The sequence below is a fragment of the Corynebacterium sp. MSK195 genome (assembly GCF_030228885.1).
In the GTDB taxonomy this organism is placed as follows: Bacteria; Actinomycetota; Actinomycetes; order Mycobacteriales; family Mycobacteriaceae; genus Corynebacterium.
On sequence record NZ_JASPGT010000001.1, the window covers coordinates 325989 to 340832 of the forward strand.

Below are 14844 nucleotides of genomic sequence, written 5' to 3' on the forward strand. Positions count from 1 at the left end.
ATCCATAATTAAGGCTCGTGAGCTTAAAAGGTTGGACCGTCCACGGAGACGGTAAAAGGATTGCACCGGGCGCGGTCGTAGCGCCGGAAGAACGACTCAGCTGGGGCCGAACCATCGGCATCGGAATGCAGCACGTGGTGGCCATGTTCGGCGCTACGCTGTTGGTTCCTACCCTGACCGGATTCCCCGTCAATACGACGCTGCTCTTTTCCGGCCTCGGCACCATTTTGTTCCTGCTTATCACGCGCAACCGGTTGCCGTCTTACCTCGGCTCCTCGTTTGCATTCATCGCACCGCTTTCGGCGTCGCAGCAGTACGGTATCGCCGCGCAGGCGGGCTCCATTTTGGTCACCGGCCTCGTCTTGGCTGCGGTGGGTGTGGCAGTCAAAATCGCCGGCCGCCGCGTGCTCGATGCCGTCATGCCGCCGGCCGTCACCGGTGCAATCGTGGCCCTCATCGGCCTGAACCTAGCGCCGAATGCAGCCGAGAACTTCGCCTCCCAGCCGCTCGTGGCCGCGGTGACGCTGCTCGTCATCCTGCTGGCCACCGTCGCCGGCCGCGGTATGGTCTCGCGCCTATCCATCCTGCTCGGCGTGGTCGTCGGCTGGGTCTTCGCTGCGCTGACCGGCAACCTCGGAGATGACGCCGTCGCGGCCATCGATGCCGCCCCGTGGGTAGGCCTGCCGGAATTCCACGCGCCTTCTTTCAACGTCTCCGCCATTGCCGTGGCGCTTCCAGTGCTGGTGGTACTCATCGCGGAAAACGTCGGCCACGTCAAGGCCGTCTCCGAGATGACCAAGCGCGATCTCGATGACCTGGCTGGTGACGCGCTGATCGCCGATGGCCTTGCGTCCACCCTTGCTGGCGGCTTCGGCGGCTCCGGTACCACGACCTACGCCGAAAATATCGGCGTGATGGCCGCAACCCGTGTATATTCCACCGCCGCCTACTGGGTGGCGGCCTTTACCGCCATCCTGTTGGCCTTCGTGCCGAAGTTTGGTGCGCTGATTTTCACCATCCCGACCGGAGTTTTGGGCGGCGCCTGCATCGTGCTGTATGGACTCATCGGCATGCTGGGTGTGCGCATCTGGATGGATAATAAGGTTAATTTCAATAACCCGGTCAACCTGACTGCGGCCGCGGTGGCGCTTATCGCGGGCATCGGCAACCTGACCCTCACCGTGGGTGGGGTTTCCCTCGAAGGCATTGCGTGGGGCTCGGTAGGCATCATCGTGGCCTATCCGATCATGAAAAAGCTCTACGATTCCGTCGGTGAGGGCCACGGCGCCAAGTACTAATTTTCAACCTGTGGATAACTGCCCGTCGCGCGCCCGCGGCGGGCAGCGTTGTTGACGGACCAACGCGGGTTATCCACAGCGCGCCGGTATGCGGCTCGCTTAGGCGTGCGGGGTCTATTTAACTTAGCGGTATGACCGCATTGGACGCATACCTAAACGCAGTGAACGCCGGCATGGACATTGTCGCCGCCGTTCAAGGGCTTAGCGATCGCGAGCTCATCGCGCGGGGTGCCTCTGACATAGCCGCGCGCGACCTGCTGCGTCTATGCGATACCTACTTCGGCCGGTGCGGCTTTGCTGCCAAACAGCGAGCGGCGCGGCAGACTAGGCATTCCCTTGACGTGCTACTGCTGATTGAAAAATACGCCTTGCGCTTGCCGACGCAGCGCGACGCCTGGACCCTACGCACCGAGCTGTGTGCCTTTCGCGGCAGCGCCACCGCCTTGGAAAAGCGTGCCCGCGCTTTGGTACGCGAACTGCGACCTCGCCGCGCGCCCGAAAAGGGAGTGCGCCTTACCCGCCGCTCCGGCGGTCCGTGGTCACTGACTATTACCGGGGATTCAGCCGATGTGGCGGATATGCACGCTGCATTGGATGCCAATAAGCCCCTGGAATCTGCCAAAGACCTCTTCTTTGGCAAGGCGAATGCGACGCGGGCGACGGTGACGACTCAGGTGGTTCTCACCCTCGACGAGCTCGACCGCGTAGTAGACGGAGGCGGCGAGGAAATCACCCTCCAACTCACCAACGGCGCTCGAATCACCGGAGCGGAGCTTGTCGCGCGGACACTGAGCGACCACGGCTATGTCACGCTCGTCCATCCCCACGAGGGGCCGGTCAACCTCTACCGGACCTCGCGCGTGGCTAACGACAAGCAGCGGCTCATGGCGGCTGCGGTCAACCCGGTATGCCCGTGGGAGAGCTGTAACTATCCCGCCGACAAGTGCCAGATTCACCACCTCAAAGCCTGGAAGCATGGCGGCGAGACCAACGCTGCGAACCTTGCAACATGCTGTCCCTATCACAACGGCGTCAATGACGATGACCCCAACGCCCCGCCGCGCCGTGGCCGGCTAGCCCGCGTGCGCGGGCAGGTGACGTGGGTGCCACCGTGGGGATAGGTGGCGTCGGCAAGCGAAAAGCTCCCCACCGCAAGGGTGGGGAGCCTAGAGCCGAACCGTTTTAGGGCTTAGGAAGCGTCCAGGTCCTTCTCGATGAGAGCAGCAATCTTTTCCACTGCTTCTTCGTTTTCGGAGGTAACGGTAACCTCATCGCCCTGTTCTGCGCCAAGAGCCATGATCATCAGGGAAGAGGCCGCATCGGTCTCATCCTCATCATCATCGCCGACCAGGTTGAGGAAAATATCCTCATCGAACTCGCCGGCAGCGTCCGCGATAATAGATGCAGGACGTGCGTGCAGGCCTACAGAGGAGCCAACCTTTACAGTCTTGGAAGCCATGGAAAATATCCTTTCTTACGGGGATTTTTACAATCCAGTGTACGAGTGTTTGGTTTATACTGCCACGTTCTGGGCGGCTTCTTCGACGGCCTTGTTAGGCCAGAACTGCTTCATCGCCAGCACCGCCGCAGTGGAGACAACCACGCCGGCCGCGATGGCCACGAGGTAGCCCCAGAACGGGTCGATGGCGAAGAAGACGAACACGCCGCCGTGCGGAGCACGGGAACCGACCGACAGGGCCATCGAAATCGCGCCCGTCACCGCGCCGCCGGCCATCATCGAAGGGATGACGCGGAACGGATCGGCCGCCGCAAACGGGATGGCACCCTCCGAGACGAAGGACAGACCCAGCAGCCAAGCGGACTTGCCGTTCTCCTGCTCGGCCGGTGTAAACAGCGACTTGCGGATAAACGTAGCCAGCGACAACGCAATTGGTGCGATCATGCCGGACGCCATGACGGCGGCCATGATCTGCATGGAGGATTCGTCGCCGGTAGACAGTCCGGCCGTGGCGAAGAGGTAGGCCGCCTTATTGACTGGGCCGCCCAAGTCGAAGCACATCATCAGGCCGAGAATGATACCCAGCAATACAGCCGAAGAACCGGACATGGACGATAGCCAATTTTGCAGGCCTTCCATGAGGTTTGCCAGCGGTACGCCGAGTGCCAGGTACATGGCGAGACCGACAACCAACGATGTCAGCAGCGGAATAATGACAACCGGCATGAGCGAGCCTAGCCAACGCGGTACCTTCCAGTTGCCAATCCACATCGCGATGAAGCCTGCCAGCAGGCCAGTAACTAGGCCGCCGATGAAGCCAGCGCCCAAGGTAACTGCGATCGCTCCGCCCGCGAAGCCTGGGGCGATGCCAGGACGGCCGGCGAGAGCGTAAGCGATATAGCCCGACAGCGCAGCGACGATGAAGCCCATTGCCGCTTGGCCTACGGCGAAGAGAACAGCGCCGAGATAGAGCAAGAACCCGGAGCGCTCGAAGTGCATGAGTTCGCCGTCAACGGTCACGTCATGGCTGGGGAGGTTGCCGAGCGAAAACTCCGTCGATAGTGTCTGCCAACCATTTGCCATATCGGCGCCACCGAAAAGGAAGCCGAGGGCGAGCAGCAGACCACCGGCCGCAACGAACGGGACCATATAAGACACGCCGGTCATAATGGCTTGCTGGATGCGCTTGCCCCAACCAAGAGACTTGCCTTCTTCTTCCGCATCGGCGCGGGTAGCAGTGCCGGAGACCTTGTGCGCGTGGGGGTTGTGCGCGGCTGCGATCGCCTCGTCGAGCATCGTGCCAGGTTCATTGATGGCGCGTTTGACTCCAGACTCGATAACCGGCTTGCCGGCGAAGCGTTCGCGGTCGCGCACGCCGACGTCCGTGGCGAAGATGACCGCATCGGCCGCGTCGATCGTGGATTGGGAGACAGACTCATTATTAGACGAGCCCTGCGTCTCAACAGTCAGAGATACGTCATCACGCTCGGCCGCGGTTTGGGTGAGGGCGTCGGCCGCCATGTAGGTGTGGGCGATGCCGGTGGGGCAGGCAGTGATGGCCACGATGCGGGTGACATCGGTCGAAGGTTCTGCGTTGGTAGGGGTTGCGGCCGAGGACGCGGTGGCGGAGGAGCCGGCGGTGCCGGCGGCGGCACCGGTTGCGGCAGTGCCGGCAGCAGCGCCTTGGGTGGCCGGTTCCTCGGCTGGCTTCTTCTTCGGCTTTTCGGCATTGACTACCTCCAGCACAAGCCGAACGATTTCTTCCTTGGTGGGCGCGTTGCGCAGGGACTCGAGGAAGTCCTTGCGCACTAGAGCGCGGGCCAACTTGGACAAAATCTTCAAGTGGGCTTTGCCGCCGCCGGCCGGAGCAGCGATGAGGAAGACCAGCTGGGCGTCACCGTCAGGGCCGGAGAAATCCACGCCACGGCTCAGGCGGGCGAATGCGAGGGTGGGTTCGGTCACTGCCTCGGAGCGGCAGTGCGGAATGGCGACTCCGCCAGGGACGCCGGTACCGGCCTTGGCCTCGCGGTCGATGGCGGGCTGGGCCAAGCCGGCGATGTCGGTGGCTCGGCCGGTGTCATGGACTAGCGTGGCCAGGTTGGTAATAACGGAGTCAACGCTGTCGCCGAAGTCGGCGTCGAGCGCGACTAGGTCGGTAGTGATGAGGTCGGAAGCCATGATTAGGCACTCCTTAGGCTAGCGATTGTACGGGGGTATGTGCGATATCGAGTTCTTCTGGGCGAGGGAATTGGGTGCCTTGTTTGGATGCAGCCGCAGTTCCGTAGGCCACCGACTGCGCAAGGCTATCGGCCGGCGACTTACCGGCGGTGCGGCCGAGGAGGTATCCGGCGAGCGCGGCGTCACCGGCGCCTACGGTGGATTTCACCGTTGCTGGCGGGGGAGTTGCAGCCCAAGCGCCGTCCGCGGTAACCAGCACCGCGCCGGCACCGCCAAGGGTGACGAGTACTTCTGCGATGCCCTGCTTGACGACGTCTCGGGCCGCCCGCACAACCCCCGCGTACTCGCCGCGTGCGGCCTGGTCTTCCAATTCGCGGCCGTCGGTTCCGGTGAGCTGGCCGAGCTCTAGGCCGTTCGGCTTAATGAGATCCGGCGCAGCAGAATTGAGGTTTTCGCCAATGGCCTGCATTGGGGCGTCAGACGTATCGACGGCAATGCGAGCCTGTGGTGCGGCTGCTCGGACTGCGGAGATGAGGTCGCAATACCAATCGGTGTTGACGCCACGCGGCAGGGAGCCGGCTAGAACCACCCAGTCGGAGGCAAGGGCGCGGGCGGTGAGTTCGGAGGTAATGGCGTGGGAGTCGGCGTCGGAAAGCGCAGGGCCTGGACCGTTGACCTTGGTGGTGGTGCCATCAGGCTCGGTGATGGTGGTATTGACGCGAACTGTGCCGTCCATGGGGATAGCAGAGGAAGGCAGTCCAGCCGAGTGGATGAGATTCAGGAAGGAATCGGAGTCGTGGGCCGGGAAAAGAGCCAAGGATTGCTCGCCGGCCAAGTGCACGGTATGGGTGACGTTTACACCCTTGCCGCCAGCAACCTGTGTGACCTCGCTGGCGCGGTGGACATCACCGGAGGTCAATGGATCACTGAGCACAAGGGTGGCGTCGATACTGGGATTGGGGGTCAGCGTGAGAATCAAGTCGTCCCTTTCGCAGGTTGTATATTGGGGGCCGAACGCCGTTGGAGAGAACCGTACGGGCATGGCCCGCCCTTAATGTTGATTCTTGTCCGATTGTGCCCGAAAGTCAACAGAATTCCTGTGGTATACATTGCTTTTCTATCCGATTTGTGGTGTTCTGGAAGTTAATAAACCGCTATCTTCGAAGGAAGTACGCTCATGGAAAACGCGTCTGAGTCCACAATCAAAGGAACCGGTGTCGTTGCCGGAGTCGCCTACGCCGAAGCCGTGTGGGTCCGCCCTCGCCCCGCCCTGCCTACCGAGGGAAGCATCGACCCAGAGCAAGCGAGTGATGTTGAATACGACCGCTTCCTTGCGGCCGTAGATACTGTCGCTGGCCGTTTGGAGCAGCGAGCTGCTGCCGCAGAAGGCCAGGCTGCGGAAGTTCTGACCGCAACGGCCGGCATGGTCAAGGACCGTGGCTGGCACAAAGCCGTGCGCAAAAACATCCGCACCGGCCAGGATGCGGAGTTCGCTACTGTCGGCGCCACCGATAAGTTTGTCACCATGTTCGAGGCCGCCGGCGGCGTGATGGCCGAGCGCACCACTGACTTAAAGGACGTGCGCGACCGCGTAATCGCAGAGCTGCGCGGCGAGGACGAGCCGGGGCTGCCGCTCGTAGACGGCGAGGCCGTGCTCTTCGCGGATGACTTGGCTCCGGCCGATACCGCGACGCTGGATACCAAGCACATCAAGGCCCTTGTCACCGAGCTGGGGGGACCTACCAGCCACACGGCTATTATCGCCCGCCAGCTGGATATTCCATGCATCGTTGCTGTGGGTGCCGCGCTTAGCGATATTGAAAGCGGCACGCTGGTATTCGTCGATGGTGCAGTGGGTGCCGTCACTCTTGGGGCCGACGAAGAGGCTTCCACAAAGGCCGTGGCCGAATATCGCGAGCGTGCAGCACGCGTTGCCCAGTGGCGCGGCCCGGCTGAAACCAAGGACGGCCACCGCGTGCAGCTGCTTGCCAACGTCGCTGATGGCAACGCCGCCCGCATTGCTTCGGATTCCCAGGCAGAGGGCATTGGTCTCTACCGCACGGAGCTGTCCTTCCTCTCGGCTAGTGAAGAGCCGAGCGTGGACGAACAGGCAAAGATTTACGGCAAGGTTTTTAATGCCTTTCCTGAATCAAAGGTTGTCGTGCGTACGCTGGATGCCGGATCCGATAAGCCTATCTCTTATGCCACGCTAAGCTCCGAGGAGAACCCAGCATTGGGTGTTCGTGGCCTGCGTATTGCACGCGATAATGAGGCTTTGCTGACCCGCCAGCTGGATGCGATTGCGCAGGCGGCTGCGGCTCGCGATGACAAAGCATCGACTTGGGTGATGGCTCCTATGGTTGCCACCTCTACCGAGGCCCAGTGGTTTGCTAGCCTGTGCCGCGAGCGCGGCCTGACTGCCGGCGCCATGATTGAGGTTCCGGCCGCAGCGCTTATGGCGGATAAAATCATGCCGCACCTTGATTTCGTGTCCATCGGCACCAATGACCTGACTCAGTACACGATGGCTGCGGACCGCTTGTCTCCACAGCTGGCCTACCTGACCGACCCGTGGCAGCCGGCTGTCCTGCGACTCATTCAGCACACTTGCATCGTGGGCCAAGCCAATAACGTTGCGGTTGGCGTGTGCGGTGAGGCAGCAGCCGACCCGATGTTGGCCTGCGTGCTTACCGGCTTGGGCGTAAATTCGCTATCCGCAGCGTCGACGGCGGTAGCGGGCGTCGGCGCGCAGCTGGCAGAAGTTACCTTGGAACAGTGTCAGCAGCTTGCCGAGGTGGCATTGGATGCGGAAAGCCCTGACGCTGCCCGTACCGCAGTGGTCGAACGCATGGAGTCCTTCGCCTAAATTGGGCGAAGGATCGGGGGATTATTCGCTGGCGAGCACGACCTCAATTTCGCGCTCGCGCAACGCTTCCACGAAGGAATCGGGGGCAGCAGCGTCAGTAATGACGACGTCGATATCGGCGGCAGAGGCGAAACTTACAAGGTAGTCATTGCCCAGCTTGCTGGAGTCACACATGACCACTACCTTGTGGGCATTGGTGACGAAGGCGGATTTGATGGCTGCCTCTTGGGAGTCGGCCGTCGACAAGCCATGGTCTAGGGTGAGGGCATTGGTGCCGATAAAGGCGACGTCGGCACGCATCAAAGCTAGGGTGCGCAGTGCGGTATCGCCAACGACGGCCTGGGTAATCGCGCGGACCGTACCCCCAAGTAGCTGGACGTCAGGCACGCCGTTGCCTGCTAGAGACAGGGCAATAGGCAAGCTATTGGAGACAATGTTGAACTGCGCCTGCGGGTATTGCTGTCCAATGAGCTCCGCGAACGCATTGATGGTGGTGCCTGCGTCCAAGAAAATACTGCCGCCGCCGTGGGGTAGAAAATCAAGGGCCGCGCGGGCGATAGCCGCTTTTGCGCCGGAGGCGGACCTCTGGCGGGTATCCAGGGTAAGCTCCGCGGTCTGGAAGGTTTGGGAGGCTACTGCGCCGCCATGCACGCGATGGACGACACCCTCACGGTCAAGCACCGCAAGGTCGCGGCGAATGGTCTCGGCCGTAACTTCGAAGCGTTCTGAGAGCTCAGTGACGTTGACGCGGCCTTCAACGGCGGTGAGGGAAGCAATTTGGCGACGCCGCTCTTCTGCGTACATGATTCCTCCTTGAATCTAGAGACATCGCGTCATGGCGCGGGAGTAAAAATTGCCATTTTATGCGGAAGTGAAAATCCGGCGATGTTGTTTTGCTTAGTCTATTGTCTCAAAAATCGGGAATAAACGGACTAAAGCAAAAACTTGCACAGCTGCATTTTAGAGCTGGTACCTTGAAATGCCTGGTTATCAGGAAAAGTGGGAAAGTGGGATTTTCGTCTCTTTCGGTGTCCGGGTCCGAAATAGAGCCAAAATGGGGGTGGCAGGATACAGGCTGCGTCAACGAAGGGTGTACATAGATAGACCCCGCGGGGGCTACGCTCGGCCCTTGCGGGGTAATGGAATCTGCGTCAGGTGAGTGGTTAAAGCTTACGGAATACCGATACAACCTTGCCCATGATTTCCGCATCATCGCCGTTGATGGGAGCGTAGGCATCATTGTGGGGAAGCAGCCACACGCCGGAGGAATCACGGTGGAACTCCTTGACGGTAGCTTCAGAACCTTCGAGCAGGGCGGCGACGAACTCGCCCTCCTCTGCAACTGACTGGGAACGAATGATTACCCAGTCGCCGTCAAGGATGCCGGCATCCTGCATCGAGTCGCCGACTACTTGCAGCATATAAAGGTCGCCGCTACCGACCACCTCGTCAGGCATGGGGAAGTATGTGTCCACGTTTTCCTCTGCGGTAATGGGTGCTCCCGCAGCGATACGGCCGACCACAGGAATATAGGAAACGGCACCTGCATCCTCGGGAACTTGCTGCTCAGACTTGGCCGGCTTGCGGCCCGGCTTTTTGGCGCCTTCATCCGTATTAAGGTGACGAACATCTACAGCACGCGGCTTATTAGGGTCCCGGCGCAAAAATCCCTTCTCTTCCAATTGTTTTAGCTGGTAGGCAACCGATGATGTGGACTGCAGGCCTGCTGCGTCACCAATTTCGCGAATGCTTGGTGGGTAGCCACGCAACATAACGGCGTCACTAATGACGTTGAGAATGCGTCGCTGGCGGTCGGATAGGGAAGCGTAGTCGGTCTTCTCGGTAGTCTTCTTTGGCTTGCGGCCCATTGCTGGCTCCTCGGAGGGGGTCGGGTGGATTTATCGGTGGTCTGTTAGCTGGCGGCGCTGAAAAGTTGCCACACGTCATTTGTAGCACGAAAAGTACAGATGTTCGAGATTTGCGCGTTGGGGTGGACAAGTATTCGAAGCGATGCTATAAATCGAACGTACCAACTAAATCGAACATTATGGCGACTGGCTGTCATGACGTGTCGCATGAGACGCCTACGGTGGGTTCAGTCGTCGAAAGGAAAGTCATGTCTCTGTTGATCAATTCTCGCAATAACCTGGTAACTCGCAATGCTACTGAACCTGTAGTGGTGCCTTCTGCATCCGTGTGGGATGTGGAGCGTGGCTACGGTTCTGCGGTTCGCGGTACCGCAAACTCTCGGTATGTTCGAACTCTACATGTGGAAGATTGCACGACCTATCGTTCGAACCGTACGTCGCCCGGAGACTCTGGGAACAGATCGAATAGGGGCCGAAACAGCGTGGGTGAGTCGAACACAGGTAACTACGCATTGGGCGCAGTGTTTGGTGTAGCGGTCTTTGTGGGCACTTTGTTAGGTGGACTAGCTGGCGCTGAAGGAAGCAGTACACCGCAACCGCCAGCTTCTAATGTGCAACAAGTAGAGGCTGCAGTAACACGATAGGGGGAATGGTGGGGCGAAGGTCGGTGGTCGCACGAAATCGAAGGTGAGTAAACTACTGGCGTAACAACGTCAGTGAAAGGACCACCGTGTATTGCCCTTTTTGTCACAATGAGCAATCCCGCGTCATCGACTCGCGTGTGGTCGATGCTGGAGCGTCGATTCGTCGCCGGCGCGAGTGTGCTTCGTGCAAGGGCCGCTTTACCACGGTTGAGAAGGCCGTGCTGCTTGTGGTGAAGAGAAACGGTCTGGCCGAGCCTTTCAGCCGAGATAAATTGATTCGCGGTGTGCGCCGTGCCTGCCAGGGGCGAGATGTCAGCGACGATGCCCTGAAGAAGCTGGCGCAAGAAGTGGAGGAGACCGTGCGCAGTCATGGCTCCTCGCAGGTCAACGCGAACGAGATTGGCTTGGCCATCCTAGAACCACTGCGGGACCTTGATGAAGTGGCCTATCTGCGCTTCGCCTCTGTATATAAATCCTTTGAAAGCGCAGATGACTTTGAATCCGAGATTCGCCTGATGCGAAGGCGAGATCGCGAGGACTTTTAGCGCAGTTTGTCCACCGCCTTTTGGATACGGCGGAATGAAACGGCATGGGCTGTGCCAAGGCGCTGAGCGAAAAGAGAAACTCGAAGTTCTTCAATCATCCAGCGTACGTCCTTGACCTCGCGCGTCTTTTCGCGGCCTGCCGGGAGGTTGCGAAGGCGGTTAGATAGGTAAGCCTTGGCGTTGTCTACCTCGGCTTGGCGGTCCGCATCGCGGTCCGGGTCAAGGTTCATGTCCTCTAGACGAATTCGCATGGCTTGGATATATCGTGGTAGATGACGCAGATGGGACATTCCATGGACAGTGATGGCGTTTTGGGGTAGGAGGAAGTCCAATTGTGCGCGCATGTCATCTATTGCTGGGCCGTCCCAATGAGCGAGCTCCGCTCGCAGGTTGGAGTACTCGGCGAGTCCCGGTGCAATAGCTACCACTGCCTGGCGTACGCGTCCTGGGACCTGGGGTTTGACGGTGTCTTTAAGCTTCTGGAACGCCGCGGGGGTGCGGACGGGTTCGCCGGCTTCGAGCATCAGGTCGCGGATCGCGGCGACGCGGGCGTCATTGACAAGGCCGTCGGCGCCGCCGTGCGGATAGGAATCGACGGCGACGCGCTGTTGCAATGGTAGGCCCTTGACCATTTGTGAGGCGTTGACGGATATCTCACGCATGAGGAGCGTAAGAGTGGTCGTGACCATGGCGGCATCTGCGGCGGCCTTGGTGGGATGGACCTTGAGTTCGACGCCGTCCTTGGTAGCGACCAGGGCAGGGTAGGCGGTGACTTCGTGGCCGTCCACGGTGGTCTTGACCGTGTCATCGATGGTGCCGAGGGTGTCGTCGGTCCATTCGCTGACGGCGGTGGACTCGGAGGTGCGCGAGACGCGGGACACGGAGGACTTGATATGCCCGGCCTGACGTCGGACGAGTGCCGCGAGGTCGCGGTCGGAGTCGACGATCTTGCCGCGCTTATCGATGGCCCCGTAGTTCATCCGCAGGTGGGCGGGTAGCTTGCTGGCCTGGAAGTCGGTGGCGTTGATTCCTTGGCCGCCGAGTTCGCGGAGGACGTCGGCAAGCTGCTGGGTGATGGAGCCTTCATAAGGGATGAGGCGGTCGAGGGCGCGCTCGGCAAATTCGGGCGCGGGTACGACGGTGCGGCGCAGGGCCTTGGGCAGGCTGCGGATGAGCTCGGTGACGAGCTCAAGGCGAAGACCTGGAACAAGCCAATCGAATCCTTCGGTATCCAAGCCGGCGAGCATAGGAATGGGAACCATTACGGTGACGCCGTCGAGTGGATCGCCGGGCTCGAACTTGTAGGTCAGTTCGTAATCGATAGTGCCCTTGCGCCAGTGGTCGGGGAAGGACTCTTCAGTGACGTCGTGGGAGTCGTCGATGAGCTTAGCCGGATCGAAATCCAGCAGATCCGGGGTGCGGCGGCGCTCCTTTTTCCACCATGAGTCGAAGTGGCGGCCGGTGGTTACCTTTGCCGGAATGCGCTGGTCGTAGAAGTCAAAGAGTGTATCTTCGTCCACGATGAGGCCGCGGCGGCGGGCCTTTTCTTCGTATGCGGCGGCGTCGTCAAGCGCTTGGGCGTTGGCCTTGAAGAAGGCGTGGTGGGTGTTCCAGTCGCCGGCGATAAGGGCGTTGCGGATGAACATATCGCGGGCAGCGGCGGAATCGACGCGGTGGTAGGGCACGGTGCGGTCGGCCACGATGGGCACGCCGTAGAGCGTGGATTTTTGGTGCGCGATGGCGGCGGCTCGCTTGCGAGACCAGGTGGGCTCGGAGTAGTTGTGCTTGAGCAGGTCCGCACCGAGCTTTTCCACCCAGGCGGGATCGATGGCGGCGACATCGCGCGCCCAGAGGCGGGACGTTTCCACCAGCTCGGCGGCCATGAGGAACTCGGGAGGCTTTTTAGCCAGGGCGGAGCCGGGGAATACCAGGAAGCGGGTGTTGCGCGCGCCTTGGAACTCCTTGGAATTGCCATCGCGGGCGCCGATATTGGATAGCAGGCCCGAAAGGAGGGACATGTGGATGTCATCGGAGCGGCGCTCGGTGCCTTCCTGGTAGGTCCAGCCCAGCTGCTTGGCGACGTCCTTGAGCTGGCGCACCAAGTCAAACCACTCCCGGATGCGCATGTAGTGCAGGAACTCCTGTTTCATGCGCTTGCGGAACTTATTGCCGGATTGCTCATTGCGGGTTTGCTTGATGTAATCCCACAGCTTGAGCATGGACAAGAAATCTGAGGTCTTGTCCTTGAAACGGGCGTGGGCTTGGTCGGCCTGGGCTTGGAAGTCGAGGGGGCGCTCGCGCACATCTTGGATGGTCATGGCGGCAACGATGACCATGACATCATCGAGGCAGCCGTTGGTATTGGCCTCAATGAGCATGCGAGCCATGCGCGGATCCAGTGGGATGCGGGCAAGATCGTGGCCGATGGTGGTGAGAGAGGGCTTGTCCTGCTTGTCGTGGAGGGCGCCGAGCTCGTGGAGGAGTGTGAGGCCATCGCGGATGGCCTTGTGCTCGGGAGGTTGGATGAAGGGGAATTGTTCGATATCGCCGAGCTTGAGCGAAACCATTTGCAGGATGACGCTGGCAAGGTTGGTGCGCAGAATTTCTGGGTCGGTGAACTCGGGTCGGCTTTCAAAGTCCTGTTCGCTGTACAGGCGGATGGCGATGCCGTCGGCGACGCGGCCGCAACGGCCGGAGCGTTGGTTGGCGGAGGCCTGCGAGATGGGCTCGATAGGCAACCGCTGGACCTTGGTGCGCGTGGAATACCGTGAGATGCGGGCGGTGCCGGTATCGACGACAAAGCGGATTCCGGGTACGGTAAGCGAGGTTTCGGCGATATTGGTGGCCAAGACGATGCGGCGGCCGCGGTGCTCGCTAAACACGCGGTGCTGCTCTTGGTTGGATAGGCGGCCAAAGAGGGGAGTGACCTCGACGTTTTTCCATTTCTTGCCTTCGATGGCTTCCATGGCATCGCGGATATCTCGCTCGCCAGGGAAGAAGCACAGGATATCGCCGTCGCCTTCGCGCATGAGCTCTTCGATGGCCTCGGTCAAACCGTCGAGCGGATCTTGGTCCACTACTTTTCCGCCGGCCTCGAACTCGAGTGGCCGGTAGCGGATTTCTACGGGGTAAGTGCGTCCGGAGACCTCGATAATGGGGGCGGGGTTGCCGTCGGCGTCGGCAAAGTGGGCGGCAAAACTTTCCGGGTCGATGGTTGCGGAGGTGATGATCACCTTGAGGTCGGGACGCTTAGGCAATAGGCGCTTCAAGTAGCCCAAGAGGAAGTCGATATTGAGCGAGCGTTCGTGGGCCTCATCGATGATGATGGTGTCGTACTTATTGAGAAAGCGGTCGCGCTGCATCTCGGCGAGCAGGATGCCGTCGGTCATCAGCTTGACGGCCGTGGTCTCAGAGACGCGGTCATCGAAGCGGATGGCGTAGCCGACGGACTCGCCGATCTTCTGGTCCAGTTCCGCGGCAATGCGTTCAGCCACGGTGCGAGCTGCAATACGGCGCGGTTGGGTATGGCCGATGAATCCGCGCCGGCCGCGGCCCAGCTCGAGGCAGATCTTTGGGATCTGAGTTGTCTTACCAGAACCGGTCTCACCAGCGATGATGACGACCTGGTTGTCCCGAATTACCTCGGCGATATCGTCCTTGCGGGCGGTGACGGGGAGGGCGTCGGGGTAGGTGATGGTGGGAACAGCGGCGTCGGTAAGCGCGACGCGCTCGGCAGCGGCATGGATTTCAGCGCCGATTTCTTGCAGCGCTTTAGGGGCGCGGGCCTTCTTGAGGCGGCGACGGAAGGAGCGGGCCTCGGCCAAAGTGACATTTTCGAGTGCGGCGAAGAGCTCGTCGCGAGAAGGGGATTCGTTCTTAGTCATGACTAGGCAACGAGTTTACCCGTCCACCTGAAATGAGGAAAAAGTTGTTAAAGTGAAAATACTTATACATTTTCTATGTGCATTCCTGAAGGAGGAGCACCG

At 60.5% G+C, this 14844-nt stretch carries 10 protein-coding genes; 4 read left to right on the forward strand and 6 right to left on the reverse strand.

Features of this window, described 5'->3' with window-relative positions; all coding sequences use genetic code 11:
* Nucleotides 1–17 precede the first annotated feature (17 nt).
* Nucleotides 18–1298, forward strand: a complete 1281-nt coding sequence (locus QP909_RS01540; protein WP_040425259.1) for a uracil-xanthine permease family protein — start codon at nucleotides 18–20, stop codon at nucleotides 1296–1298.
* 131 nt (nucleotides 1299–1429) lie between these two features.
* Nucleotides 1430–2419: an HNH endonuclease signature motif containing protein gene (locus tag QP909_RS01545; RefSeq protein ID WP_284765893.1), complete on the forward strand. Its 990-nt coding sequence runs from the start codon at nucleotides 1430–1432 to the stop codon at nucleotides 2417–2419.
* A 68-nt stretch (nucleotides 2420–2487) separates the two neighbouring features.
* Here QP909_RS01545 and QP909_RS01550 read toward each other — a convergent pair whose 3' ends face one another.
* Genes QP909_RS01550 through QP909_RS01560 form a run of 3 tightly spaced genes read right to left on the reverse strand, consistent with a single transcriptional unit; the run spans nucleotide 2488 to nucleotide 5914 of the window.
* A complete protein-coding gene (locus QP909_RS01550; RefSeq protein ID WP_005325102.1) occupies nucleotides 2488–2757 on the reverse strand; it encodes an HPr family phosphocarrier protein in 270 nt (89 codons plus the stop codon).
* Nucleotides 2758–2811: 54 nt separating this feature from the next.
* Complete coding sequence (locus tag QP909_RS01555; RefSeq protein ID WP_284765894.1) at nucleotides 2812–4935, reverse strand: PTS fructose transporter subunit IIABC; 2124 nt, start codon at nucleotides 4933–4935, stop codon at nucleotides 2812–2814.
* 13 nt (nucleotides 4936–4948) lie between these two features.
* Nucleotides 4949–5914, reverse strand: a complete 966-nt coding sequence (locus tag QP909_RS01560; protein ID WP_284765895.1) for a 1-phosphofructokinase family hexose kinase — start codon at nucleotides 5912–5914, stop codon at nucleotides 4949–4951.
* Between the two features lie 198 nt (nucleotides 5915–6112).
* On the opposite strand from QP909_RS01560, the gene ptsP reads away from it, so the two are divergent.
* Nucleotides 6113–7801 (forward strand): phosphoenolpyruvate--protein phosphotransferase, encoded by a 1689-nt coding sequence (gene ptsP, locus QP909_RS01565; RefSeq protein WP_284765896.1) that lies wholly within the window; start codon nucleotides 6113–6115, stop codon nucleotides 7799–7801.
* A 21-nt stretch (nucleotides 7802–7822) separates the two neighbouring features.
* Here ptsP and sugR read toward each other — a convergent pair whose 3' ends face one another.
* Complete coding sequence (sugR, locus tag QP909_RS01570; protein WP_284765897.1) at nucleotides 7823–8605, reverse strand: transcriptional regulator SugR; 783 nt, start codon at nucleotides 8603–8605, stop codon at nucleotides 7823–7825.
* Between the two features lie 359 nt (nucleotides 8606–8964).
* Nucleotides 8965–9669 carry a transcriptional repressor LexA gene (gene lexA / locus QP909_RS01575; RefSeq protein ID WP_239277543.1) on the reverse strand — a complete coding sequence of 235 codons (705 nt, stop codon included), beginning with the start codon at nucleotides 9667–9669 and terminating at the stop codon, nucleotides 8965–8967.
* 730 nt (nucleotides 9670–10399) lie between these two features.
* On the opposite strand from lexA, the gene nrdR reads away from it, so the two are divergent.
* Nucleotides 10400–10858 (forward strand): transcriptional regulator NrdR, encoded by a 459-nt coding sequence (gene nrdR / locus QP909_RS01580; RefSeq protein WP_005328590.1) that lies wholly within the window; start codon nucleotides 10400–10402, stop codon nucleotides 10856–10858.
* On the opposite strand, the gene hrpA is transcribed toward nrdR, so the two are convergent.
* Nucleotides 10855–14742: an ATP-dependent RNA helicase HrpA gene (hrpA, locus tag QP909_RS01585; RefSeq protein ID WP_284765898.1), complete on the reverse strand. Its 3888-nt coding sequence runs from the start codon at nucleotides 14740–14742 to the stop codon at nucleotides 10855–10857. The two genes, nrdR and hrpA, sit on opposite strands and share 4 nt — an antisense overlap.
* Nucleotides 14743–14844: the final 102 nt, after the last annotated feature.

Bases quoted from the DNA above. Each gene is read 5' to 3' on its own strand.
- QP909_RS01545 (WP_284765893.1), top strand. From the start codon at position 1,430: ATGACCGCATTGGACGCATACCTAAACGCAGTGAACGCCGGCATGGAC.
- QP909_RS01550 (WP_005325102.1), bottom strand. From the start codon at position 2,757: ATGGCTTCCAAGACTGTAAAGGTTGGCTCCTCTGTAGGCCTGCACGCA.
- QP909_RS01555 (WP_284765894.1), bottom strand. From the start codon at position 4,935: ATGGCTTCCGACCTCATCACTACCGACCTAGTCGCGCTCGACGCCGAC.
- ptsP (WP_284765896.1), top strand. From the start codon at position 6,113: ATGGAAAACGCGTCTGAGTCCACAATCAAAGGAACCGGTGTCGTTGCC.
- sugR (WP_284765897.1), bottom strand. From the start codon at position 8,605: ATGTACGCAGAAGAGCGGCGTCGCCAAATTGCTTCCCTCACCGCCGTT.
- lexA (WP_239277543.1), bottom strand. From the start codon at position 9,669: ATGGGCCGCAAGCCAAAGAAGACTACCGAGAAGACCGACTACGCTTCC.
- hrpA (WP_284765898.1), bottom strand. From the start codon at position 14,742: ATGACTAAGAACGAATCCCCTTCTCGCGACGAGCTCTTCGCCGCACTC.